At 74.1% G+C, this 22,362-nt stretch carries 23 protein-coding genes; 14 read left to right on the top strand and 9 right to left on the bottom strand.

From position 1 onward, the window contains the following. Window positions 1-267 precede the first annotated feature (267 nt). The 9 genes from ACFZBX_RS13710 (at window position 268) to ACFZBX_RS13670 (ending at window position 9,266) form a co-directional block, all read left to right on the top strand. Complete coding sequence (locus ACFZBX_RS13710) at window positions 268-939, top strand: phosphatase PAP2 family protein (protein ID WP_391533779.1); 672 nt, start codon at window positions 268-270, stop codon at window positions 937-939. Window positions 940-1,091: 152 nt separating this feature from the next. Beyond that, window positions 1,092-1,604, top strand: a complete 513-nt coding sequence (locus ACFZBX_RS13705; RefSeq protein ID WP_391533777.1) for a pyridoxamine 5'-phosphate oxidase family protein — start codon at window positions 1,092-1,094, stop codon at window positions 1,602-1,604. Window positions 1,605-1,742: 138 nt separating this feature from the next. Next, complete coding sequence (locus tag ACFZBX_RS13700; protein ID WP_391533776.1) at window positions 1,743-2,864, top strand: TIGR03364 family FAD-dependent oxidoreductase; 1,122 nt, start codon at window positions 1,743-1,745, stop codon at window positions 2,862-2,864. Between the two features lie 57 nt (window positions 2,865-2,921). Then, window positions 2,922-3,599 carry a phosphonatase-like hydrolase gene (locus ACFZBX_RS13695; protein ID WP_391533775.1) on the top strand — a complete coding sequence of 226 codons (678 nt, stop codon included), beginning with the start codon at window positions 2,922-2,924 and terminating at the stop codon, window positions 3,597-3,599. A gap of 165 nt (window positions 3,600-3,764) precedes the next feature. Next, window positions 3,765-4,547, top strand: a complete 783-nt coding sequence (locus ACFZBX_RS13690; protein ID WP_391533773.1) for an alpha/beta fold hydrolase — start codon at window positions 3,765-3,767, stop codon at window positions 4,545-4,547. A gap of 491 nt (window positions 4,548-5,038) precedes the next feature. Then, on the top strand, window positions 5,039-6,487 hold the full coding sequence (locus tag ACFZBX_RS13685; protein ID WP_391533772.1) for a sulfatase: 1,449 nt from the start codon (window positions 5,039-5,041) through the stop codon (window positions 6,485-6,487). A 66-nt stretch (window positions 6,488-6,553) separates the two neighbouring features. After that, window positions 6,554-7,552 carry a formylglycine-generating enzyme family protein gene (locus ACFZBX_RS13680; protein WP_391533770.1) on the top strand — a complete coding sequence of 333 codons (999 nt, stop codon included), beginning with the start codon at window positions 6,554-6,556 and terminating at the stop codon, window positions 7,550-7,552. Window positions 7,553-7,600: 48 nt separating this feature from the next. Continuing rightward, window positions 7,601-8,260: a HEAT repeat domain-containing protein gene (locus ACFZBX_RS13675; protein ID WP_391533768.1), complete on the top strand. Its 660-nt coding sequence runs from the start codon at window positions 7,601-7,603 to the stop codon at window positions 8,258-8,260. 7 nt (window positions 8,261-8,267) lie between these two features. Next, window positions 8,268-9,266 (top strand): HEAT repeat domain-containing protein, encoded by a 999-nt coding sequence (locus ACFZBX_RS13670; protein WP_391533766.1) that lies wholly within the window; start codon window positions 8,268-8,270, stop codon window positions 9,264-9,266. Between the two features lies 1 nt (window position 9,267). On the opposite strand, the gene ACFZBX_RS13665 is transcribed toward ACFZBX_RS13670, so the two are convergent. Then, window positions 9,268-9,855 carry a TetR/AcrR family transcriptional regulator gene (locus tag ACFZBX_RS13665; RefSeq protein WP_391533764.1) on the bottom strand — a complete coding sequence of 196 codons (588 nt, stop codon included), beginning with the start codon at window positions 9,853-9,855 and terminating at the stop codon, window positions 9,268-9,270. Window positions 9,856-9,905: 50 nt separating this feature from the next. Here ACFZBX_RS13665 and ACFZBX_RS13660 point away from each other — a divergent pair, with 50 nt between their 5' ends. After that, on the top strand, window positions 9,906-10,655 hold the full coding sequence (locus ACFZBX_RS13660) for an SDR family oxidoreductase (RefSeq protein ID WP_391533763.1): 750 nt from the start codon (window positions 9,906-9,908) through the stop codon (window positions 10,653-10,655). Window positions 10,656-10,687: 32 nt separating this feature from the next. On the opposite strand, the gene ACFZBX_RS13655 is transcribed toward ACFZBX_RS13660, so the two are convergent. The 6 genes from ACFZBX_RS13655 to ACFZBX_RS13630 are packed head-to-tail and all read right to left on the bottom strand — an operon-like array spanning window position 10,688 to window position 15,851. Then, window positions 10,688-11,008: a DMT family transporter gene (locus ACFZBX_RS13655; RefSeq protein ID WP_391533762.1), complete on the bottom strand. Its 321-nt coding sequence runs from the start codon at window positions 11,006-11,008 to the stop codon at window positions 10,688-10,690. Window positions 11,009-11,013: 5 nt separating this feature from the next. After that, a complete protein-coding gene (locus tag ACFZBX_RS13650; RefSeq protein WP_391533761.1) occupies window positions 11,014-11,688 on the bottom strand; it encodes an HAD family hydrolase in 675 nt (224 codons plus the stop codon). A gap of 33 nt (window positions 11,689-11,721) precedes the next feature. Then, window positions 11,722-12,801: an ABC transporter ATP-binding protein gene (locus ACFZBX_RS13645; protein WP_391533759.1), complete on the bottom strand. Its 1,080-nt coding sequence runs from the start codon at window positions 12,799-12,801 to the stop codon at window positions 11,722-11,724. Between the two features lie 26 nt (window positions 12,802-12,827). Then, window positions 12,828-13,673, bottom strand: a complete 846-nt coding sequence (locus ACFZBX_RS13640; protein ID WP_391533757.1) for an ABC transporter permease — start codon at window positions 13,671-13,673, stop codon at window positions 12,828-12,830. Next, window positions 13,661-14,638 carry an ABC transporter permease gene (locus ACFZBX_RS13635; protein WP_391533755.1) on the bottom strand — a complete coding sequence of 326 codons (978 nt, stop codon included), beginning with the start codon at window positions 14,636-14,638 and terminating at the stop codon, window positions 13,661-13,663. Before ACFZBX_RS13635 ends, ACFZBX_RS13640 begins: the two co-directional genes overlap by 13 nt. A gap of 43 nt (window positions 14,639-14,681) precedes the next feature. After that, window positions 14,682-15,851 (bottom strand): ABC transporter substrate-binding protein, encoded by a 1,170-nt coding sequence (locus ACFZBX_RS13630; RefSeq protein ID WP_391533753.1) that lies wholly within the window; start codon window positions 15,849-15,851, stop codon window positions 14,682-14,684. Window positions 15,852-16,193: 342 nt separating this feature from the next. Here ACFZBX_RS13630 and ACFZBX_RS13625 point away from each other — a divergent pair, with 342 nt between their 5' ends. Further along, window positions 16,194-17,036 carry a GntR family transcriptional regulator gene (locus ACFZBX_RS13625; protein WP_391533752.1) on the top strand — a complete coding sequence of 281 codons (843 nt, stop codon included), beginning with the start codon at window positions 16,194-16,196 and terminating at the stop codon, window positions 17,034-17,036. 48 nt (window positions 17,037-17,084) lie between these two features. Here the strand turns inward: ACFZBX_RS13625 and ACFZBX_RS13620 are convergent, their stop codons facing one another. Then, window positions 17,085-18,671, bottom strand: coding sequence for a phosphonate degradation HD-domain oxygenase (locus ACFZBX_RS13620; protein WP_391533750.1), 1,587 nt, complete (start codon window positions 18,669-18,671; stop codon window positions 17,085-17,087). 258 nt (window positions 18,672-18,929) lie between these two features. Here ACFZBX_RS13620 and ACFZBX_RS13615 point away from each other — a divergent pair, with 258 nt between their 5' ends. Further along, a complete protein-coding gene (locus ACFZBX_RS13615; RefSeq protein WP_391533748.1) occupies window positions 18,930-19,103 on the top strand; it encodes a hypothetical protein in 174 nt (57 codons plus the stop codon). Between the two features lie 71 nt (window positions 19,104-19,174). On the opposite strand, the gene ACFZBX_RS13610 is transcribed toward ACFZBX_RS13615, so the two are convergent. Beyond that, on the bottom strand, window positions 19,175-20,320 hold the full coding sequence (locus ACFZBX_RS13610; RefSeq protein WP_391533747.1) for a pyridoxal-phosphate-dependent aminotransferase family protein: 1,146 nt from the start codon (window positions 20,318-20,320) through the stop codon (window positions 19,175-19,177). Between the two features lie 43 nt (window positions 20,321-20,363). Between ACFZBX_RS13610 and ACFZBX_RS13605 the strand changes: the two genes are divergently transcribed. Together ACFZBX_RS13605 and ACFZBX_RS13600 are read left to right on the top strand one after the other, a co-directional pair. Next, a complete protein-coding gene (locus ACFZBX_RS13605; RefSeq protein WP_391533745.1) occupies window positions 20,364-21,467 on the top strand; it encodes an amidohydrolase family protein in 1,104 nt (367 codons plus the stop codon). A gap of 73 nt (window positions 21,468-21,540) precedes the next feature. Further along, window positions 21,541-22,218 carry a uracil-DNA glycosylase gene (locus ACFZBX_RS13600; RefSeq protein WP_391533743.1) on the top strand — a complete coding sequence of 226 codons (678 nt, stop codon included), beginning with the start codon at window positions 21,541-21,543 and terminating at the stop codon, window positions 22,216-22,218. Window positions 22,219-22,362 lie beyond the last annotated feature (144 nt).

The raw sequence follows: 22,362 nt of genomic DNA, 5'->3' as shown, positions 1-22,362 counted from the left end.
CCCGGCGCATGGGTGCGCGCTGGGGGCGCGTGTCCGGATGCTGATCATGTGGGCGCGGTGGGCGGACGACGGGGAGTGCACCGCCCCCTCTTCGCCTCCGGTCGCGGTCGGATCACCTGTGCCCGATATCGACCTTTATCCGGTACACGTCACTGTTCTGGTAGTAGTTGTCTCCATGCTCCCGATTGTTCTTGAAGTGTTCCGCGCCCGGTCGGCCCGTCGTCATGGCGGTCACGGCGGTCAGGGCGGTCGCAGCGGTGACCGCCGGTGACGGCGACCCGCGTACTGGCCGCGTTCGACGGCAGCGGCATCGACGGCGGCCTCTACCGCCGGGTGGTCGGCTGGGCGGACGCCGCGCCGGACTGGTTCAACCGGCTGGTCGAGGTGTGGTCGCTGCTCGGCCTCGGCCTGTTCGCGCTGCTGATGCTCGCCGCCTGGTGGCGGGCGCGCGGCGCCGGTCCGGCGGTGATGGCCCGGGTGCTGGCCTCGCCGCTGGTGGTGGTCGTCGCCTACGCGGTGAACTCCGGGCTCAAGGGGCTGGTGGAGGAGGTCCGGCCGTGCGCGCAACTGCGGGTGCGCGAGACCCTGGAGGCCTGTCCGGGCGCGGGTGACTGGTCCTTCCCGAGCAACCACACCGTGGCCGCCGTCGCGGCCGCCGCCGCGCTCTGGTTCGCCGACCGGCGGATCGGCGCGGTCGCCGCGGTGGCCGCCTTGCTGATGGGCGCCTCCCGGGTCTGGGTCGGGGTGCACTACCCGCACGACGTGCTGGCCGGCGCGCTGGTCGGGCTCCTGGTGGCCGTCCCGCTCACGCTGGCGGCGGGCGCGGCCGGGCCGCTGGTGGAGCGGGCCAGGGGCGGTCCGCTGCGGCCGCTGCTCGGCGCCGGTCCGGATGCGGTGGCGGTGCGGGCGGCTCGGCCGGTCGGCGCGCGGCGGAACTGACCGCGCGGGCGGGGCCCCGGACCGGGCGGGCCGGACGCCGTCCCGGGCCTTGTGTGACCGGGGTGGCGGGGAGAGCATGTGAGCCGGGCGCGGCCGCCCCCGAGGGGAGCACCCGCCCGGCTCAGTCGTGCCAGTGGAGGGAAGTGCTGCCCATGCCGTACCGACTCGACATCACCCAGGGGGACTGGCCGGCCGAGGAACTCGGCAAGGGCGTCGAGGGACTGCTGGCCGAGGCGATGGTGCTCACCCTCGCGACCGCCGGCCACGAGTACGGCCCGCACGCCAACCTCGCCTTCTTCGCCTACGACGACGACCTCGTCCTCTACTTCGTCAGCGAGCGCGCCACCCGGCACAGCCACCACCTGGCCGAGGAGGCCAGGGCCGCGGCCACGGTGTTCCTGCCGCCGCCGGTCTTCGGCGAGCACCTGCGCGGCCTGCAGTTGACCGGCAGCGCGGGCGAGGCGTGGGGGCGCCAGGCGGAGGCCGCGCTGGCCGCCTACCAGGGGCGCTACCCCGCCTTCGCGCAGGACGACGAGGTCCGGCGGCAGTTCCTCACCGGCGGCGGGGCGGCGGCGCTGTACCGGTTCCAGGTGGAGGAGCTGACGGCGGTGGACGAGCCGAAGTTCGGCCGGCGGCACTACCTGCGGGCGACCGTGCGGCGCTGACCCGACGCCGCCACGGGGTGCCGACTCGGCGGTGCCGCCGAGGTTACCGTCAGGTTGTCTGTACAACTTATCGGCCGGTTCATCTGTGGGCCGCCGTTCGGACTCCCCTCGGACACCTCGCGGCACCAGTCTGGCCGCATGAGAGTCATCGTCGTAGGAGCGGGCGTGCTGGGCACCATGCACGCCTGGCAGGCCGTCGAGCGCGGTCACGAGGTCGTCCACCTGGAGCGCGAGGCGGAGGCGCGGGGCGCCTCGGTGCGCAACTTCGGCCTGGTCTGGGTCAGTGGCCGGGCCCAGGGTGAGGAGCTGGACACCGCGGTGCGGGCCCGCGAGCTGTGGGAGAGGATCGGCGGCCAGGTGCCCGGACTCGGCTTCCGCGCCAACGGCTCGCTCACCGCGGTCCGCACCGAGGCCGAACTCGCGGTCGCCGAGCAGGCGCTGACCCTGCCGGACGCCGGGCTGCGCGGCTACCGGCTGCTCGACCCGGAGCAGACCCGGGCGCTCAACCCGGCCCTGCGCGGCAAGCTGCTCGGCGCCCTGCACTGCTCGCGGGACGCCGCCGTCGAGTCGCGCGTCGCCCAGCCCGCACTGCGCGCCGCACTGACCGCGACCGGCCGCTACACCTTCCTGCCCGGCCGCGAGGTCCGCGACGTCGTCGGCGAGAACGCCGTCCGCGACGACCACGGCGACGTCCACACCGGCGACCTGGTCGTCCTGTGCACCGGCGCCTGGCTCGGCGGCCTGGTCCGCGAGCTGGCGCCGGAGCTCCCGGTCCGCAAGGTCCGGCTGCAGATGATGCAGACCGACCCGCTGGGCGAGACGCTGACCACCTCGGTCGCCGACGGCGACTCCTTCCGCTACTACCCGGCCTTCGCCGGCGGCGCCCTGGACCGCCTGCGCGAGGTCCAGCCGCAGTCGCCGGTCGCCGCCGAGCACAAGATGCAGCTGCTGATGGTCCAGCGCCTGGACGGCGGCCTCACCATCGGCGACACCCACGAGTACGACCAGCCCTTCGGCTTCGACGTGGTCGAGGACCCGTACGACCACCTGGTGGGCGTGGTCGAGGACCTGCTCGGCCGCCCGCTGCCGCGGATCCGCCGTCGCTGGGCCGGCGTGTACGCGCAGTGCGTCGACACCACCCGGGTCGTCCACCGCGAGCGGGTGCGCGACGGCGTCTGGCTGGTCACCGGTCCCGGCGGCCGCGGCATGACCTGCTCGCCGGCCATCGCCGAGACCACGGCGAACCTCGCCAACCTGTAAGCCCTCAAGCCCCTTTGGGTCCTCAAGCCCTCTAGCCCGTCGAAGGAATCGAACATCATGCCGTACGACATCCGTCTGGTCGTCCTGGACATGGCCGGCACCACCGTGGCCGACGACGGCCTGGTCGAGCGCGCCTTCCAGGCCGCCGCCGGCTCGCTCGGCGTCGAGGCCGGCAGCCCCGAGCACGCCCGGATGCTGGAGCACGTCCGCGCCACCATGGGCGAGTCCAAGATCTCCGTCTTCCGCCACCTGTTCGGCGAGGAGGAGAAGGCCCAGCGCGCCAACACCGCCTTCGAGGCCGCCTACCACGACCTCGTCGACGCCGGCCACTGCGAGGCGCTGCCCGGTGCGGCCGAGGCCATCGCCGAACTCCGCGGCCAGGGCCGGAAGGTGGTCCTCACCACCGGCTTCTCCCGGTCCACCCAGGACCGCATCCTGACCGCCCTCGGCTGGGAGTCGATTGCCGACCTCACCCTCTGCCCCGCCGAGGCCGGCCGCGGCCGCCCGTACCCGGACCTCGCGCTCACCGCGCTGCTGCGCACGCAGACCGACTCGGTGCACCAGGTCGCGGTGGCCGGTGACACCGGCTACGACATGCTGACCGGCTCGCGCGCCGGGGCCTCGGTGGTGGCCGGCGTCCTCACCGGCGCCCACGGCGAGGAGCGCCTGCGGGCGGACGGGGCGACCCACGTGCTGGCGTCCGTCGCCGAGCTGCCGGGGCTGCTCGCGGGCTGAGCCGGGAGGCTGAGCCGGGGGGGCGACGGCGGGGGCGACGGCGGGGCGGGTCATCGGGACCCGCCCCGCCGTCGTGCTCGCCCGAACGGGTCGAAGCGGCGGGAGCGGCCGGAGCGGCGCGGCCCGCGGGCTTGTGCCGCGCCCCCGGCCCGCCAGACTGGAGGCATGGACACCACGGTGGCCGTCGCCGACGGCGAACTCTGGGCGGACGATTCGGGCGGCGACGGGCTGCCGCTGGTCCTGCTCCACCCGAGCGTCGGCGCCTCCACGATCTGGGACCCGGTCCTGCCGGCGCTCGTCGCGCGGCACCGGGTGATCCGCTACGACTGCCGCGGCTACGGCCGCTCGCCCGCGCCCACCGTGCCGTACTCCCAGCTCGGGGACCTGATCGCGGTCCTCGACCACTTCCGGCTGGAACGGGCGGTGCTGGTGGGCAACAGCACCGGCGGGGCCACCTCGATCGACCTCGCCCTGACCGCGCCGGAGCGGGTGGCGGGCCTCGCCCTGCTCGTCCCCGCCGTGAGCGGCCACGACCTCACCGGCGCCGAGCTCTACCAGGAGGTCGGCCGGCTGGCCGAGGCCGGGGACATGGAGGGCATCGTCCGGCTCGGGCTGAGCAAGTGGGGGCTGGCCGGCGGCGGGACCCCCGAGGCCGACCCGGTCGGCGCCGCGCACCTCAGGGCCGTGCTGCCGGCCTGGTTCGCCAACATCGGCCACCTGCAAGCCGAGCCCCCCGCCTTCGACCGGCTGGGCGCGATCACCGCGCCCGCCGTGCTGGCGCTGGGGGAGCTGGACCGGCCGGTGGTCGTGCGCTTCAACGAGGAGACGGCGGCCCGGATCCCCGGCTGCCGGCTGGTCCGGCTCGCCGGTACCGACCACTACCCGACGCTGCGCGAACCGGAGGCCGTCACCCGGCTGATCGAGGAGCTGTACGACAGCGTGTCCTGAGGCGCGCCCGCTTCAATCCGCCTGTCGGCGGGCGGAAACCTGCGGCCGGATATCCGACATGACGCGGAAACAAAAGCGCCCGGGTATTGCCAGCGTTCGCCGGGAACTCCTACAGTCGCACGCATGGCAGCTGGAGAGTTCCTGGCTGCTCGCCGGCACGTCGATTTCGGACGGCTCGCGAGCGCCCTCTGTACCGCCGCCCCGGCGTGATCCGGCGGCGGCCCCCGGACGGGTGGACGGGGGCTCGCCGCAGCACGCCGGACCTCCCCGGGACGGCTCGCCCCCGCACTATTCGTGCAGGTCGGTGAGGTGTCCCGATTCCTTCTCCGCGGATCCCCGGTGAGTCGCCGTGCCCGTGAATGCTGTCCGGGGTGCGGGCGCGGACGTCGTGCGGACCGGTGGACCGCTTCCCCGTGAATGATTTCGGCGCCGCCCGCGGTATTTCCCGGGCAGGCCGCTCCCGGAATCACCGAAAAGCATGGAGGGAATTCATGAGCGAGCTCGGCGATTCGGAAACGAAAGGTTCGCCCCGGGTCGGCCGGCGCGGCTTCCTCGCCGGCGCCGCGGCGGTGGCGGCCGGTGCCGCCGCCCCGGCGGCACTCACCCTGGCGTCCGCGAGCCCGGCGGCCGCGGCCGCCGCGGACGGTGCGGCGGCCGGTGCGACCCGGCCCAACATCCTGCTGATCGTCACCGACGACCAGCCCAAGCACACCGAGTGGGCCACCCCGCAGATCGTGGACTGGATCGCCGGCCACGGCGTCCGCTTCACCAACGGCCACGTCACCACGCCGCTCTGCGCGCCCTCGCGGTCCTCGGTCTTCTCCGGCCGCTACGCCCACAACCACGGCGTGCGCAACAACGGCGCCTCGCACAGCCTCGACCAGCACACCACCGTCCAGCGCTACCTGCGGCAGGCCGGCTACCGCACCGGGCTGTTCGGCAAGTACCTCAACTCCTGGACCCTGGCGGACAACCCGCCGCACTTCGAGGAGTGGGCGCTGCTCCAGCCCGCGTACAACAACGCCAACTGGAACATCAACGGCGGTGTCCAGACCCTCACCGGCTACACCACCAACATCATCAAGAACCGCACCCTGGCCTTCCTCGACAAGGCCGCCACCGACACCCGCCCCTGGTTCGCCTACGTCACCCCGTACGCCTCGCACGAGCCCAACGTACCCGCCGCCAAGTACGCGGACACCGTCGTCCCGCCGTGGAACGGGCGGCCCTCGGTGCCCGAGGCCGACCGCAGCGACAAGCCCGGCTACATCCAGAACGCCACCTCCACCCTCGCCGACGCCCAGGCGCTGCGCACTCGCCAGCTGCGCACCCTGCTCTCCGTCGACGACGCCGTGCAGGCGATCCACGACAAGCTGGTGGCGCTCGGCCAGCTCGACAACACCCTCGTCATCTACCTCGGCGACAACGGCTACACCTGGGCCGACCACGGGTGGCTCAAGAAGTCCGTGCCCTACTCCCCGGCGCACGAGGTGCCGTTCTACCTGTCCTGGCCCGCCGGCGGCCTCGGCGCGGGCACCACCGACCACCGCATCGTCGCCAACATCGACGTCGCCCCGACCATCCTCGACGCCGCCGGCATCACGCCCGACACCCCGCAGGACGGGCAGTCGCTGCTCACCGCCGCCAGTCGGAACCACCTGCTGGTGGAGTGGTGGAAGCAGGGCACGGCGGCGGGCGGCCCGCCCACCTGGTCCTCGTACGTGACCACCGACAAGCAGTACACCGAGTACTACGCGCTGCACACCGACGCCAACGGCACGGTGTCCGGCACGGGTGAGGTGAAGTTCCGCGAGTACTACGACCTGGCGGCCGACCCCTACCAGCTGGGCAACCTGCTGCACCAGGCCACACCGCAGCAGGAACAGGCGCTCGGCATCCCGGCGCTGGCGGCGCAGCTGGCCGCCGACCGGGCCGCCTGACCCTTCCCCGAGAGGTCCTGGGGGTGGCGGCCGGCCGCCACCCCCAGGACCCAGGACCCCGAACCGATGAGGAACCCCGTGTCCAGCACCAAGCCCTGTTGCACCCCCGGCCGTGATGCCGACGGGACCGTCGTGCCCGTGGCATCCGTTGTGCCCGCCGTCCCCGTCCCCGTCCCCGTCCCGGTCGCCGCCCCCGGCTCGCGGGTGGCGCGGCAGCTCACCGGCCTGCCCGGCGGCCGGTTCCTGATGGGCACCGAGGACCGGCAGGGCTACCCGGAGGACGGCGAAGGGCCGGTGCGCGTCGTCAAGCTGAGCCCGTTCCGGATCGCTCCGACCACGGTGACCAACGCCGCCTTCGCGACCTTCGTCAAGGCCACCGGCCACCGCACCGAGGCCGAGGTCTTCGGCTTCTCCTACGTCTTCGAGGGCTTCCTGGCGGACCGGCTGGCCGCCGTCTCCCCGCAGGTGGCCGCCGTGCCGTGGTGGCGGGCGGTCGCCGGGGCGAGCTGGCGGGCGCCCGAGGGGCCGGGCTCCTCCGTCACCACCCGCCAGAACCACCCCGTCGTCCACGTCTCCTGGCACGACGCGCAGGCGTACTGCGCCTGGTCGGGCACCCGGCTGCCCACCGAGGCCGAGTGGGAGTACGCCGCCCGGGGCGGCCTGGAGCAGGCGCGCTACCCGTGGGGCGACGAACTCACGGCCAACGGCCGGTACCTGTGCAACACCTGGCAGGGTGTCTTCCCCACCGTGAACACCGCCGCGGACGGCTACCCGGGGACGGCTCCGGTGACCGCCTTCCGGCCGAACGGCCACGGGCTGTACAACACCGTCGGCAATGTGTGGGAGTGGTGCGCGGACTGGTTCAGCCCGGACTTCCACCGCACCGCCCCGCGCCACGACCCGCTCGGCCCGCCGGACGGCACGGCGCGGGTGATGCGCGGCGGCTCCCACATGTGCCACGCCTCCTACTGCAACCGCTACCGGGTCGCGGCGCGCAGCTCCAACACCCCGGACAGCTCCGCCGGCAACATCGGCTTCCGGGTGGCCGCCGACGCCGCCGCTTGACCTTGACACGATGACAAGGTCTTGACTGCGGCCGAGGAGGTGGTCCCGATGACCATGCCGCAGGAGGACACGGCCGCGACGCGAGCGTTCCGGGCGCTGGCGCACGCCGACACGTCGGTCCGGCTCCAGGCCGCGCTGGCGGTCGGCAGCACGCCGGACCCGGGGTTCGTCGGCGGGCTCGTCGAGCGGTGCGCCGTCGAGCCCGAGTTCTACGTGCGGGAGATGCTGACCTGGGCGCTCACCCGCCACGCGCCGTCGGCGACGGTCCCGGCGCTGGTCGGTGAACTCCGCTCGGACCGCGCCCAGGCGCGCAGCCAGGCGCTGCACACGCTGTCCAAGATCGGGGACCGGGGGGCGTGGCCCGCGATCACCCCGGACCTGCTGGCCGACGCCGACGACGAGGTGGCCCGCGCCGCCTGGCGGACCGCGGCCGCGCTCGCGCCCGACGGCGAGCGGGCCGCGCTGGCCGTAAGGTTGGCGCGGCAGTTCGGACGCGGCGGACGCGAGACGCAGCTGAGCCTCAGCCGGGCGCTGATCGCGCTCGGGGAGGCGATGCCGGCGGCCCTGGAGGCCGCCACGACGGCTCCCGACCCCCGGGTGCGCGCGCACGCGCTCGCCACGGAACGGCTGTGGCACGACCCGGAGGCCGGTTTCGAGTTCGCGGTCGAGGAGGCGAAGCGCGTCGTGGCCCTCGGCGGGGAAGGGTAGTGATCGGGTGCTGATCGGTGATGTCGCGCGGCGGTCCGGCGTCAGTGCCCGCATGCTCCGGCACTACGAGGCGCTCGGCCTGGTGCGGCCGACGGGGCGGACCGGCGCCGGCTACCGGGAGTACGCCGAGGAGGACGTCCGGCGGATCTTCCACATCGAGAGCCTGCGCTCGCTGGGGCTGTCGCTGCGCGACGTCGGGCGGGCGCTCGACGATCCCGGCTTCGCGCCGGGGGAACTCGTCGAGGACCTGATCCGCGAGACCCGGGAGCGCATCGCGGCGCAGACCGAGCTGCTGACGCGGCTGCGCCGGATCGGCGCCGCCGAACCGGCGGGCTGGGAGGACGTCCTCCAGACCGTCGCGCTCCTCCAGGCGCTGGGGTCGAAGAGCCCCAGGACACGCCAGCGCGCCGCCCTGGCCGCGAGCGAGGACCTCCCCGTGCCGGTGGAGGCGCTGGTCGAGGCCGTGCTGGGGGAGTCGGACCCGGTCGTCGCCGGAGCGCTCCGTTGGGCGCTGGCGCAGGCCGGGGAGGAGGCGTCGGTGCTGCTGGCGAAGGGCCTCGACGCGTCCTCGGCCCGGGTGCGGGAGCGGGCCGTCCGCTCGCTCGCCGAGCTTCCGGGCGCGACGGCGACGGCGCTGCTGCGGGACGCCCTCGACCACGCGGACCCGGTGGTCCGGGGCCATGCGGCGCTGGCGCTCGGCGCGCGGGGAGCGGGCGACGTGGTCCCCTCGCTCGTCGACCTGATCGTCAGGGGCGCGAACGACGTCGACGCGGCCGACGCGCTGGGCGCCCTGGCGGCCGACCCGGTGGCGGCGGACCGGATCGCCGCCGCCCTCGTCGACCGCCTCGCCGCAGCCACCGTGGAACCGCCTTCCCGTCGCCGACTGACCCAGGCCCTCGTGGACATCCCGGGCCCCACGGCCACCCGCGCCCTCACCGACCTGACCGGCGACGAGGACCGCGCCGTCGCCCTCACCGCGGCCTACGGGCTCCAGCGGCGCGGCTGACTCAGGGGGCCTGGTCGCCGAAGGCGGCCGCGAAGGCCTCGGAGATCAGCCCGGGGAGCGGCGTCCGTCCGTCCTCCTCGGCCCAGCGGACCAGGGCCGTGTGCAGGGCCGCCAGGCAGGCGCCGGTGGCCGCCCGGGTGCGGAAGGCGCTGTCCTCGCCGTCCCCGAGGGCGGTGACGATCGCCTGCTGGAGGGCGTACTGGTTGTCGAGGTGCTTGGCCCGCAGGGCCGGTGTGGTGATCATCAGCCGGAGGCGGGCGAGCAGGAACCGGCCGTCGCCGGTCTCCGTCAACTCCGTGGCAGCACCGACGAGGGCCCGGCCGATCCGGCGGACCAGAGGCTGGTCTCCGGGTGACGCGGCGATCCGCTCGGCGACCGATCGGGCCTCCGCACCGGCCAGCACCAGGTCCTCCTTGGTGGGGAAGTGCCGGTAGACCGTCATCGGCGACACCCCCGCCGCCTCCGCGACCTCGGTCACCGCCGTCGCGTCGTAGCCGCGCTCGGTGAACAGCCGTACGGCGTGGGCCTGGATCAGTCGCTGGGTCTCGGCCCGGCGGCGGGCGCGGAGTGTTGAGTGCTGTTCAGGCATGTGGTAGACCCTACCTGAATGGTAGTCACTACCAGGTTTGGGGTGCGGGGATGAAGACGGCTCTGGTGACCGGGGCATCGCGCGGCATCGGTCAGGCGATCGCGACCCGGCTGGCGGCCGACGGTGCGGCGGTGATCGTGCACTACGGCACGGATGCGGCGGGCGCGGCATCGACCGTCGAGGCGATCGAGCGGGCGGGCGGCAGCGCGTACGCGGTGCGGGCGGAGCTGGGCACGGACGACGACGTCGACACGCTCTTCGCCGGGGTGGAGGCGGCCCTGGCCGGCCGCCCGCTCGACATCCTCGTCAACAACGCCGCCGCCCCGCCGGCCGGCCCGCTCGGGGTGACGACGCGGGCGGAGTTCGACCACCTCTTCGCGGTGAACGTGCGGGCGCCGTACTTCACCGTCCAGCGCGCGCTGCCCCTGCTCCGGGACGGCGGCCGGATCATCACCGTCTCCTCCGTGGCGACCCGGATGGCCAACCCCGCCCAGACGTCCTTCGCGATGACCAAGGGCGCGATCGAGACGATGACCCTGACCCTCGCCAACGACCTCGGCACCCGCGCCATCACCGTCAACGCCGTAGCCCCGGGCGCCACCCGCACCCCGGCCAACGCCCCCGTCTTCGAAGCCCCGGGCCTGGTCGAGTCGATCACCCGCTCCACCGCCCTCGGCCGCCTGGGCGCCCCGGAGGACGTGGCCGACGTCGTCGCCTTCCTCGCCTCCGACGCCGCCCGCTGGATCACCGGCCAGACCATCGACGCCACCGGCGGCCTCTTCCTCGGTCCCCGCGCCTGACACCGCCGTGAGCGGCGCGGGCCCGTGGAGCGTCAATGGCCGCCCTTGAGGTTGAGGACGACGACGCCGATGATCACCAGGGCTATGCCGAGCCACTGGAGGCGGCCCAGCGATTCGCCGAAGGCCACGGCGCCTATCCCTGCCACGGCGGCCGTTCCCGCGCCGGACCAGACGGCGTAGGCGACGGAGACCGGGATGTGCTTCAGGGCTCGGCCCAGCAGGACGAAGGAGAGCGCGTAGCCGATCGCCACTCCCACGCTCGGCCAGAGTCTGCTGAAGCCCTCGGTCAGTTTGAGGCAACTGGTGGCGCAGACCTCGCTGATGATCGCGAGGGTGAGGAGTATGTAGGGCATGGGGGTCAAACCCCGGGGGTGGCGGTGAGCTTCCCGAGGAGGGGCAGGTCCGCGTGCTCCAGGCTGTCCAGCAGGGTGACCCGGGAGCCGGCCGGGATCGCGGTGCTCGTCGAGGGGACGGCGAGCACGGCGCAGCCGGCGGCGGTGGCGGAGGCGACGCCGGTGGGGGTGTCCTCGACGGCCACGCAGGTGGCCGGGTCGAGGCCGAGGCGGGCGGCGGCGGCGAGGTAGGGGTCCGGGGCGGGCTTGGTGCGGGGGGTGTCCTCGGCGGCCAGGGTGACGGCGAACCAGTCGCGGCCGAGCGTGGAGAGGACGAGGTCGACGACCCGGCGGGGGGAGGCGGAGACCAGGGCGGTGGGCACCCCGGCGTCGCGCAGCGAGGCGAGCAGGGCCAGGGCGCCGGGGCGGGGGACGGTTTCCGCCGCCACCTTGCCGGCGAAGGAGTCGCCGAGGCGGGTGGCGAGTTCGGCCTCCGTCAACGACGTGCCGCTGACCCGGTGGAGGTGGGCGGCGGTGTGCTCGATGGCCTGGCCGAGGACCTCGGGGGCGTCGGCCTCGGTGAGGGGGTGGCGCAACTCGTCGGCGAGCTCGGCGGCGGCCTGCCACCAGAGCTGCTCGGTGTCGACGAGGGTGCCGTCCATGTCGAAGAGGACGGCGGCGGGTGGGGGAGTGTGAGGCATGGCGGTACCTTCGAGGCGGTTCAACAGGACGGTTCAGACCGTACGACGGTCGACCAGGACCGGTCGCTCCGGAAGGGTCAGCGCGGCGCGCGAGCCGATCGGCAGGGCGGCGGCGGCCTCGGTGGGCAGGTCGGCCTTGACCTCGGTGCCGTCGTCCAGGCGGACGGTGAGGCGGGTGACGGCGCCCAGGAAGGACGCGGAGACGACGAGGGCCGCGCCCCGCTCGTCCGGCGCCAGCTCGACGTTCTCCGGGCGGACCAGCACCTGCAGTTCGCCGTCGGCCGGCAGCGTGCCGTCCACGGCGTGGCGGTGGCCGAGGACCTCGACGCCGTCGCCGGAGCGCGCGCAGGGGATGCGGCTCATGGTGCCGACGAACTCGGCGACGAAGGCGGTGGCCGGCCGGGCGTACAGCTCGGCGGGGGCGGCGCACTGCTCCAGGCGGCCGGCGCGCAGGACGGCGACCCGGTCGGCCATCGACAGCGCCTCCTCCTGGTCGTGGGTGACGAACAGGGTGGTGATCCCCAGCTCCTGCTGGAGGCGGCGGATCTCCTCGCGCAGCGACAGCCGCACCTTGGCGTCCAGCGCGGACAGCGGCTCGTCGAGCAGCAGCACCCGCGGCTGGAGGGCGAGCGCGCGGGCGAGCGCGATGCGCTGCTGCTGGCCGCCGGACATCTGGTGCGGGTAGCGGCCGGCGTGCTGCGGCAGGCCGACGAGCTCCAGCAGCTCCTGGGCGCGCTTGAGGCGCTCGGCCTTGCCGGTGCCGCGCATCCGCAGGCCGAAGGCGACGTTGTCGGCGGCGGTCAGGTGCGGGAAGAGGCTGTATGACTGGAACACCATGCCCGCGTCGCGCTTGTGGGCGGGGATCGCGGTGATGTCCTGGCCGTCGACCAGCACCTGGCCGGAGTCGTGCTGCTCGAAGCCGGCCAGGATGCGCAGCGCGGTGGTCTTGCCGCAGCCGGACGGGCCGAGCAGGGCGAGCAGTTCGCCGGGGCGGACGGTGAGGTCGAGGCCGTCGAGCGCGGTGGTGGCGCCGAACGTGCGGCGCAGCGAGCGGAATTCGACGGTGGCGCCGCCGGATCGGGTGGCGGGGGTCTCAACGGCGAGGGAGGTCAAGGGAGTTCTCCGGAGTGCGGGGGAGGTCAGGAGGTGGCGGTCCTGGTGCGGCGCTCGCGGCCGACGGTGGCCAGCAGGAGCAGCAGCAGCCAGGTGAGCAGCAGGCTGAGGATGGACACCGCGACCGACATGTGGGCCTGGCTGTTGCCGACCGAGTAGATCCAGACCGGGAAGGGCTGGAAGCCGAGGATCGAGGCGGCGGTGAACTCGCCGAGCACCAGGGCCAGGGTGAGGAAGGAGGCGTTCAGCAGGGCGCCGCGCAGGTTGGGCAGCACGACGGTGAACACCGCGCGCGGCCAGCTCGCGCCGCAGTTGCGGGCGGCCTCGACCAGGGTGCGCACGTCCACCGAGCGCAGCCCGGCGTCCAGGGCGCGGTAGGCGAGCGGCAGCGCCATCAGCACGTAGGCGATGACCAGCACCAGCGGGAAGTCCGGGTCCTGGATGAACACGAAGGTCTGGAAGAACGGCGTGTCCATCAGGTAGTCCGGGCCCCAGCGGAGCACGCCGATCAGGCCGGCGGTCAGCGCGACCGGCGGGACGACCAGCGGCAGGGTGCAGAGCACGTCGATGACCGGGCGCAGCTTCGGCGCGCCGAGCCGGACGGCGATCAGCGCCGGGACGAGCAGGAGCAGCAGCACCAGGACGGTGACCACGGCGAGGCCGAGGGTCAGCCAGAGGCTGTCCAGGAAGCCGGGGGCGGAGAGCAGCCCGGTGTAGGCCTCGAAGGAGATGCCCCGGGGGTCGTCGACCGAGAACCAGGCGGAGGCCGCGAGCGGGACGACGAAGTAGACGCCGGCGAGCAGCAGGACGGAGCCGCGCCACCAGCGCACGGGGCGTCGCTTGGCGGGGGCGGGGGTGGTCAGCTGAGCCATCGGGCGCTCCGGCGCTGGAGGGGGAGGTACACGGCCATCACCAGGACGGCCACGATGATCATGTTGAGGCTGAGGGCGAGGGCGAGGTTGCCCTGGCCGACCAGCACGTTGCCGGAGAGCGCGTCCGCGATCGAGCGGCTGACCAGCGGGACCGTCGCGCCGACCATGGCGGCGGCGGTGGCGTAGGCGGCGAAGGCGCTGCCGAAGAGCAGCACGAAGCCGCCGAGCAGGGAGGGCAGCAGGATCGGCAGGGCCACGTGGCGCCAGTACTGGAGGGTGGTGGCGCGGTTGTTCTGCGCCGCCTCGCGCCACTGGACGCGCAGGCCGTCCAGGGCCGGGGTGATGGTGAGCACCATCAGCGGGATGAGGAAGTACAGGTAGACGACGGTCAGGCCGGTGAACGAGTACAGCGACCAGCCGTGGTCGGTGAGGTGCAGCAGCTTGGTGATCTCGCCGGCGTTGCCGAGGGTGGCGACGAACGCGAAGGCGAGCGGCAGGCCGCCGAAGTTGGCGAGCACGCCGGAGGCGGTGAGCACCGCCTGGCGCAGCCAGGTGTGCCGGGAGGTGACGACCGCCTGGGCGAGCGGCAGGCCGATCAGGGTGGCGAGCAGCGCGGTCAGCGCGGAGAGCTTGAGGCTGCTCAGCATCGCGGTCAGGTAGCCGCCCTGGACGGAGGCCGTCAGGTTGTCGAAGGTGAACTGCCCGGCGCCGCCCTCCGCGTCGCTGGAGGTGGTGAACGCGCCGATGACGATGGCGACGGTGGGCAGTCCGAAGCCGATCAGGAAGAACAGCAGCAGCGGGACGGTGGCCAGCCAGGAGGCGCCGCCGAGGCGGGCGAGCGGCCGTCGCCGGGGGGTGGGGGCGGTGGTGGCGGGGGTGGTCGTGGCGGTGGCGGACGCCCCCGCGCCGCCACCGGTGAGGGTGGCGGCGGGGGTGGTCGGCACCGGGGTGGGAGCCGTGGTCATGGATGCCTTCTCTGAGCCCGAAGTGCGGTGCGCGGCTTGGGTGTCAGCCCGCGATGGCCTTGGTCCAGTTCTCGGTGACGACCTTCTTGGCCGCGTTGATCTGGTCGACGGTCGGGAAGGTGGTGAACGGCTTCTCGACGGCCGGCAGCTTGGCGGCGGCGGCGGTGTCCAGGGTGCCGTCCTTCTTCAGCGCCTCGAAGGTGGCCGGGGTGGCGTAGCCGCCGAGGAAGAGGTTCTGGCCCTCGGTGCTGAACAGGTACTCCTGCCACAGGCGGGCGGCCGCCGGGTGCGGGGCCCACTTGTTGATGCCCTGGTTGTAGAACTGGGCGTAGGAGCCGTCGGAGGGGATGGAGACCTTCCAGTCGACGCCCTTGTCCTTGAACTCGTCGGTGTAGCCGGCGTTCAGGTAGGACCAGTCGATCGAGATCGGGGTCTCGCCCTTCTCGATGGTGGCCGGGGTGGACTCGACCGGGTTGAAGTTGCCGGACTGCTTCAGCTTGCCGAAGAAGTCGATGCCGGGCTGGACGTTGTCCAGCGAGCCGCCGTTGGCGAGCGCGGCCGCGTAGACGCCGCCGAAGGCCGAGCCGGACTTGGTCGGGTTGCCGTTGAGGGCGACCTGGCCCTTGTACTCGGGCTTGAGCAGGTCGGCGAAGGTCTTCGGGCAGTTGGCGATCTTCTTGGCGTCGCAGCCGATCGAGATGTAGCCGCCGTAGTCGTTGACGCGGGCGCCGGTCGCGTCCTTCATGGTGTCCGGCACCTTGTCGAAGGTGGCCACCTTGTAGGGGGCGAGGATGCCGTCCTTGACCGCCTGGAGCGCGAAGGCGCTGCCCAGGTCGACCACGTCGGGGGCGCGGTCCTGGCCCTTGCGGGAGTTGATCGCGTTGATCTCGTCCTGGCTGGAGCCGTCCGGGTTCTCCTCCTCGACCTCGATGCCGTACTTGGCCTTGAACGAGTCGATGATCTTGCCGTAGTTCGCCCAGTCCCGGGGCAGCGTGATGACGTGCAGCTTGCCCTCCTTCTTGGCGGCGGCGACCAGGCCGTCCATGCCGCCGAAGTCGGCGGCGGAGGTGGCCTCCTTGGCGTCCTTGGCGCCGGCCTTGGCGGCGTCGCCGGACTTGGCGCTCGACCCGGCGGAGCCGCAGGCGGTGAGGGAGAGCGCGGCGGCGGTCAGTACGGCCGCGAAGGCGGCGGCGCGGGCGCGGTGCACGGTCACGGGGAAGTCTCCTGTTAAGGGGGCGTACTGCGAGGGGGCGTTCGCGGGGGTTCCGCGGGCCTGCGTCTCGCGAAGGGCGGCGGGACGGCCGGGTGAGCGGCCGGTCGACGTCGTCCGAGTTGACTAGCCAACTTCGCTGACGTGGGTAAGTACGCCGGAGCCCGGTGACGGGAAGGTGAACGGATGGCCCAGTCCCGGGGGCGGCTGCGGGAACGGTCGAATCAGGTCGCCGGCGGAGCAATCGGCGGGTGCGATGCTTCGGGAGCGCAGCGGGATATGGTCGGGCTGTCCGGCGCCGTTACGGGCTGCGCGGGACACCGCCCAGGAGGGACATTGACTGACGTGGCACTGAAGTCGGGGCGCCCGGACGCCGATTCGGAGGGGGCTTCGGGCACCGGCCCGGAGGGGACTCCGGCCGGCGCTTCCGGGGCCGAGCGGGGGGCCGGTTCGCTCTATCGCAAGGTCGCCGCCGATCTGCGCGAGGCGATCACCACCGGCGCGTTCGGCGAGGCCGGACGGCTGCCCGCCGAGGGCGCGCTCGCCGAGCAGTACGGCGTCTCGCGCGGGACCGTCCGCCAGGCGCTCGCCGTACTGCGCTCGGACGGCCTGGTCACCTCGCGCCGGGGCACCCGCCGGGTGGTGCTCGGCACGGCCCGGGTGCAGAGCTTCTCCGAACTGCTCAGCTTCACCCGCTGGGCGTACTCGATGGGCGAGGAGCCCGGCGGCATACTCGACTCGATGGTGCGCCGCCCGGCCGACGCCGCCGAGCGCGAGCAGCTGCGGCTCGAACCGGGCGACGAGGTCTACGTCATGGTCCGGCTGCGCACGCTCTCCGGTACGCCGGTGATGGTCGAGCGGACCATCTACCCGCCGCGGGTCGGCGAGATCGTCGCGGAGCTGCCGCCGGACGTCGTCTCGCACACCGAAGTCCTGCGCGAGCACGGCATCCTGTTCACCGACGCCGACCACACGATCGACATCGTGGCCGCCAACGGGGACGACGCCCGGCTGCTCGGCTGCCGGCGCGGCGGCCCGCTGCTGCGCGAGCGGCGGCGGACGACGGACCCGACCGGCACGCCGGTGGAGTGGTCCCAAGACCGTTACCTGCCCGGCACGGTGGCGTTCAGCGTGCACAACTCGCTGGCCACCTCGGCCCTTTCGCGGCACGCGCGGGAAGTGGACTGACGTTCGCCGGCGGGGCGGCCCGGAGGCGGCCCCGCCGGCGAATGGTGGTCAGCGCATCAACGAGGCCAGCAGCGGCCGGAAGTGGGCGAAGTCCGGGGTCGCCGCCCCCGCCTCCTTGGCCTGCTCGTCCAGGCGGCGCACCGCCACCGCGTCAGCCGCGCCCGGGTGGGCGGCGAAGGCGGCGGCGTCCTGCTCGGACATCGGGCCGCCCTGCACCTGGAGGGTGTACTCGGAGGCCTCGGACAGCTTCGCCCGGTAGTCCGGCTCGACCGCGCACAGGTAGCGCTTGGCCGCCACGTGCAGCCGGACCGGCTCGGTGACCTCCGGGCCGAACCAGCGGGCCAGCCAGTCGGCCCCGGTGTCGCTGTGCCGGTTGTCCTGACCCTCCATCAAGTCACGCCCGTGCAGGGCTCCTTGGAAGTGTCCGACGTCGTGCAGCAGCGCCGCCGCGACCAGGTGCGGGGCCGCGCCGGCGGCCTCGGCGAGCGCGCCGGCCTGCAGCATGTGCTCGGCCATGGTGACCGCCTCGCCCAGGTACTCCCCGGCACCCTCGCCCGCGAACAGGGCGTCCAGCTCGTCCAGCGCGGCCGAGCGGCGGTGCAGCACGGCCAGGGTGGAGGCGAGCGAGTCCACGTCCGCGTAGCAGCCCTGGAGGTGGCGCCGGCCGTCCTGGGCGAAGGCGGTGCGGGCGTGCATCAGACGGGTGTTGTCGAAGATCAGGCAGTCGCCCGGGTCGAGCCGGAACTCCAGCTGGAGCTCCGGGCGCAGGGTGATCGCGGCGAACGCGCGGTAGGCGGCATAGAAGGCGTCCAGCTCCGCCGCCGGGCCGCGCAGGGTGGCGATCGAGCGGTTGTTGAACCGCACCTCGCGGATCCGGCCCGCCGGGTCCAGCTCGATCAGCGGGCGGTCGGCGCGCAGTTCGGTGGCGCGGTCGCGGAAGACGAACGGCACGGGGGTGCGGGTGAGCACCGCGAAGTGCTCCGGCGCCTCCTCGCGCAGCAGCGCGGCGGCCCGGAAGCCGTCCACCAGGCCGGAGTCCCCGCCGGTCGCCGAGTTCTCCAGGCAGTGCAGCAGCTGGAGCGTCGGCACCGGGTCGCGGTACGGGTTGTCGGTGTGCGGGGCGATGGCGGCGCTGGTGAACGCCAGGTTGTTCGGGTCCGGCTCGACCCGGACGTCGAACAGCTCGCCGTAGTTGGTGACCCGGACGTGGCCGAAGGTCTCCGCGACCGCCAGGACCTGCCGCTCGCGCACCGGCACGCCGCGCAGCACGGCGAAGCCGGAGCGGCTGACGGCGGCCAGCACGGCGGCCCGCTCGGCCGGATCGGCCAGGTAGGCCTCCCAGGGCGCCTCAGGGATGCCGTGCGCGAAATCCGCGGCGGCCCAGAGCCGCTTGTCCGCCTCCGTCCGCCCGTCGCCGTCTGCCTCCAGGGCCAGCCACTCCAACGGGTACCGGGAGCGGTGCCCGTCCGACCAGAGCACCTCCAGGTGCCTGTCCAGCTCGGCCCGCGCGGCGATCGCGAGGTCCTGCGGCAGGTCGGTGATCTGGAACAGCTTCTGCCTGTTGCGCGGATCGCGGCACTCGGCGCAGGGGCAGTTGTCGCGCAGCCAGTACGGCGACAGCTCGGTGGTGCTCATGGTCTTCTCCTCGGCGGCCCTGGGGTCTGAGTTGTATAGCCAACTTCAACCGTTGCGCTGGAGCCTGCCGGGGGACGGTGAGCCGCGGGTGCCGGGGGAGTGAACGATTCGGGAACAGTGCCGGGCCGAACGGCCGGAATCCACTTGCCGAGCGGGTCCCGTACTGCCCGGATGCCGATGCCCGAACATGGTCAACCGCGGGCCGGCGCACGCCCGGCCGACGTACCCCAGGTGCGCGCCTCCCGGACGAGCGGTGGCGTGCTGACGTGCGGCCGGGCCGCGTTCGAGGACGGCGGGGTGTCGGTGTGCACCTGGGCGGACGGCAGCATGTGGGCCTCCTTGACGGAGGTCCTCGACGGCGCGACCGCCGACCCCGATGTGCCGGCCGGGCGCGCCCGTGAGTTCCGCCGCCCCGCCGAGGTGCCCGCCTGAGGGCCCGGGCGGCGAACCGCCCCGCCCGCTGCGGCGGGCGGGGCGGGGCGGGGCGGGGCCTTCCGGGGCCGTCAGACGGTCGCGGACCAGGCCTGGTCGGCGGCGGTGAGGGCCGGGGTGGCGTCGGTGCCGGTCGCGGTGGCGAGGGCGGTGAGGGTGGCGCGGACGGTGTCGAGGGTGGCGGCGGGGCCGTAGTGGTTGACCCGCAGCATCTCGGCGGCCAGGGCGCCGCCGCCGGCCTGGACCGGGAGGGACGGGTCGAGGCGGCGCAGCTCGGCGGCGAGGGCGGTGGCGTCCAGGCCGGCCGGGGTGCGCAGGGTGGTGGCGACCGGCGCGGCGTGCGCGTCGGCCGGGACGAACGGGGCGAGCGTGCCGAGCGCCCGGACGCCCGCGCGGGTGGCGGCCGCGGCCGCCCGGTGGCGGGCGATGACGGCGGGCAGGCCGTCCGCCGAGATCCGGTCCAGGCAGGCGCCGAGCGCGAGCATCTCCAACTGGGCGGGCGCGTGCGGCAGGACGGTGCGACCGGCGTCCGTCCAGCGCTGCTTCCAGTCCAGCAGCGAGAGGTAGGAGCGGCGCGGGGCGGCCGGGTTGGCGGTGATCCGCTCCCAGGCCCGCTCGGAGACCGAGACGGCCGAGACGCCGGCCGGCCCGCCCATCGCCTTCTGCCCGCCGATCACGCACAGGTCGACGCCCCAGGCGTCGGTCAGCAGCGGCTCGGCGGCCACCGAGGCGACCGCGTCCACCATCAGCAGCGCGCCGTGCTCGCGCACCACGGCGGCGATCTCGGCGACCGGGTTGGTGTTGCCGGTGGCGGCCTCGGCGTGCACCAGCGAGACGAAGTCGATGGCCGGCTCGGCCGCCAGCGCCTCGGCGACCTGTTCGGCGCTCACCGCGCTGTCGAACGGCACGGCGAGGTCGACGACCTTCGCGCCGCAGTCGCGCAGCCAGTTGCCGAAGGTCTGGCCGTAGGGGCCGGTGACGATGTTGAGCGCGGTCGAGCCCGGGTGCGCGGCCCCGCGGATCGCGGCCTCCAGCGGCAGCAGCGCCTCGCCCTGGGTGACGATGACGTCGGCGGTGGTGTGCAGCAGGGCGGCGACCTTGTCCTCGATCGCCGCGAAGTCGGCGGCGGTCAGCGGGGGCAGATCGAGGAAGGGGCTCACGGTTGCGGGGCCTTTCGGGGAGGGGACGAGGGGCCGGCGGGAACGAGTCTGCCCCATGTTCGCCGCCCACACGGAACGGCGCCGTCGGTAGAGTGCGGCCATGAGCGATGGCGCGGTGCTGCACGTCCGGGGTCGGGTGCTGGTCGGTCCGCAGGACGTCCGGGACGAACTCTGGGTGGTGGACGGCCGGGTGACCTTCTCCCGTCCGGCGGCGGTCGGTGCCTCCTCCGCGGATGTCCGGACGGTCCAGGGCTGGGTGCTGCCGGGCCTGGTGGACGCGCACTGCCACGTCGGCCTGGACGCGCACGGTGCCGTCGACGCGGCGACCAGCGAGAAGCAGGCGCTCACCGACCGTGACGCCGGAACCCTGCTGATCCGCGACGCCGGGTCCGCCGCCGACACCCGGTGGATCGACGACCGCGAGGACCTGCCCCGGATCATCCGGGCCGGCCGGCACATCGCCCGTACCCGCCGCTACATCCGCAACTACGCGCACGAGATCGAGCCCGGCGACCTCGCCGCCTATGTGCGGGCCGAGGCCCGGCGCGGTGACGGCTGGGTCAAGCTGGTCGGCGACTGGATCGACCGCGAGCGCGGCGACCTCACCGCCTGCTGGCCGGGCGACGCGCTCGCCGAGGCGATCGCGGCGGCGCACGAGGAGGGCGCCAGGGTCACCGCGCACTGCTTCGCCGCCGAGTCGCTGCCGGACCTGCTGGCCGCCGGGATCGACTGCGTCGAGCACGCCACCGGCCTGACCGAGGAGCTGATCCCGGTCTTCGCCGAGCGCGGGGTCGCGATCGTGCCGACCCTGGTCAACATCGCCACCTTCCCGCAGCTGGCGGCCGGCGGCGAGGGCAAGTTCCCGGCCTGGGCCGCCCACATGCGCCGGCTGCACGAGCACCGCTACGACACGGTCGGTGCCGCGCACGACGCGGGCATCCCGGTCTACGTCGGGACGGACGCGGGCGGTTCGCTGGCCCACGGGCTGGTCGCGGACGAGGTCGCCGAGCTGGTGAAGGCCGGGCTCACCCCCGCCGAGGCGCTGTCGGCGGCCACCTGGGGGGCGCGCGCCTGGCTGGGGCGCCCCGGCCTGGAGGAGGGCGCGCCGGCGGACTTCGTGGTGTACGCGCACGACCCGCGCGCCGACGTCCGGGTGCTGGCCGATCCGCGGCTGGTGGTGCTGCGCGGGCGCCCGGTGGAGTGAGGGCGGCGGGTGACCGTCTCGCGTGATCATCTCGGTGAACGGACTGTCGGTGTAGGCCGATAGGGTTACGCCCATGGCACCGCGTCCACTGAACGAGATCGTCGAGCCCGGGTGGGCCACCGCGCTGGAGCCGGTCGCCGGGCGGGTTGCCGCCATGGGCGACTTCCTCCGCGCCGAAATCGCCGCCGGCCGCACCTATCTGCCGTCCGGCCCCAACGTGCTGCGCGCCTTCCAGCAGCCGTTCGCCGAGGTACGGGTGCTGATCGTCGGCCAGGATCCGTATCCGACTCCCGGCCACGCCGTCGGACTGAGCTTCTCGGTGGCGGCCGACGTCCGGCCGATCCCGGCCAGTCTGATCAACATCTTCCAGGAGTACGGCTCCGACCTCGGCCTCCCGCAGCCGTCCAACGGTGACCTAACCCCGTGGACGCAGCAGGGTGTGCTGCTGCTCAACCGCGCCCTGACCACCGCCCCGCGCAAGCCCGCCGCGCACCGCGGCAAGGGCTGGGAGGAGGTCACCGAGCAGGCGATCCGCGCCCTGACGGCGCGCGGCGGCCCGCTGGTGGCGATCCTCTGGGGCCGTGACGCGCGCAATCTACGGCCGCTGCTGGGCGAGATCCCGGCGATCGAGTCGGCGCACCCGAGCCCGTACTCGGCGAGCGGCGGCTTCTTCGGCTCGCGGCCGTTCAGCCGGGCCAATGAGCTGCTGGCGCGGCAGGGGGCGCAGCCGGTGGACTGGCGGCTTCCTTAGCCGAGGCGGAGAGGACCGCCGCGCCGGGGCCGGGGGGGGGCCCCCCCCCCGGCCCCCCCCCCCCCCGCCCCCGGCCCCCGGCCCCCCGGTGTGTTGAGCCCCGGCCGCGCGACCCGGTGGGCGAACTTGGGCGGGCAGCCGGCG

Origin of the sequence: Kitasatospora sp. NPDC008115, assembly GCF_042957205.1 — a bacterium.
Classification (GTDB): Bacteria; Actinomycetota; Actinomycetes; order Streptomycetales; family Streptomycetaceae; genus Kitasatospora.
This window is presented reverse-complemented; position numbering and strand designations above follow the sequence as displayed.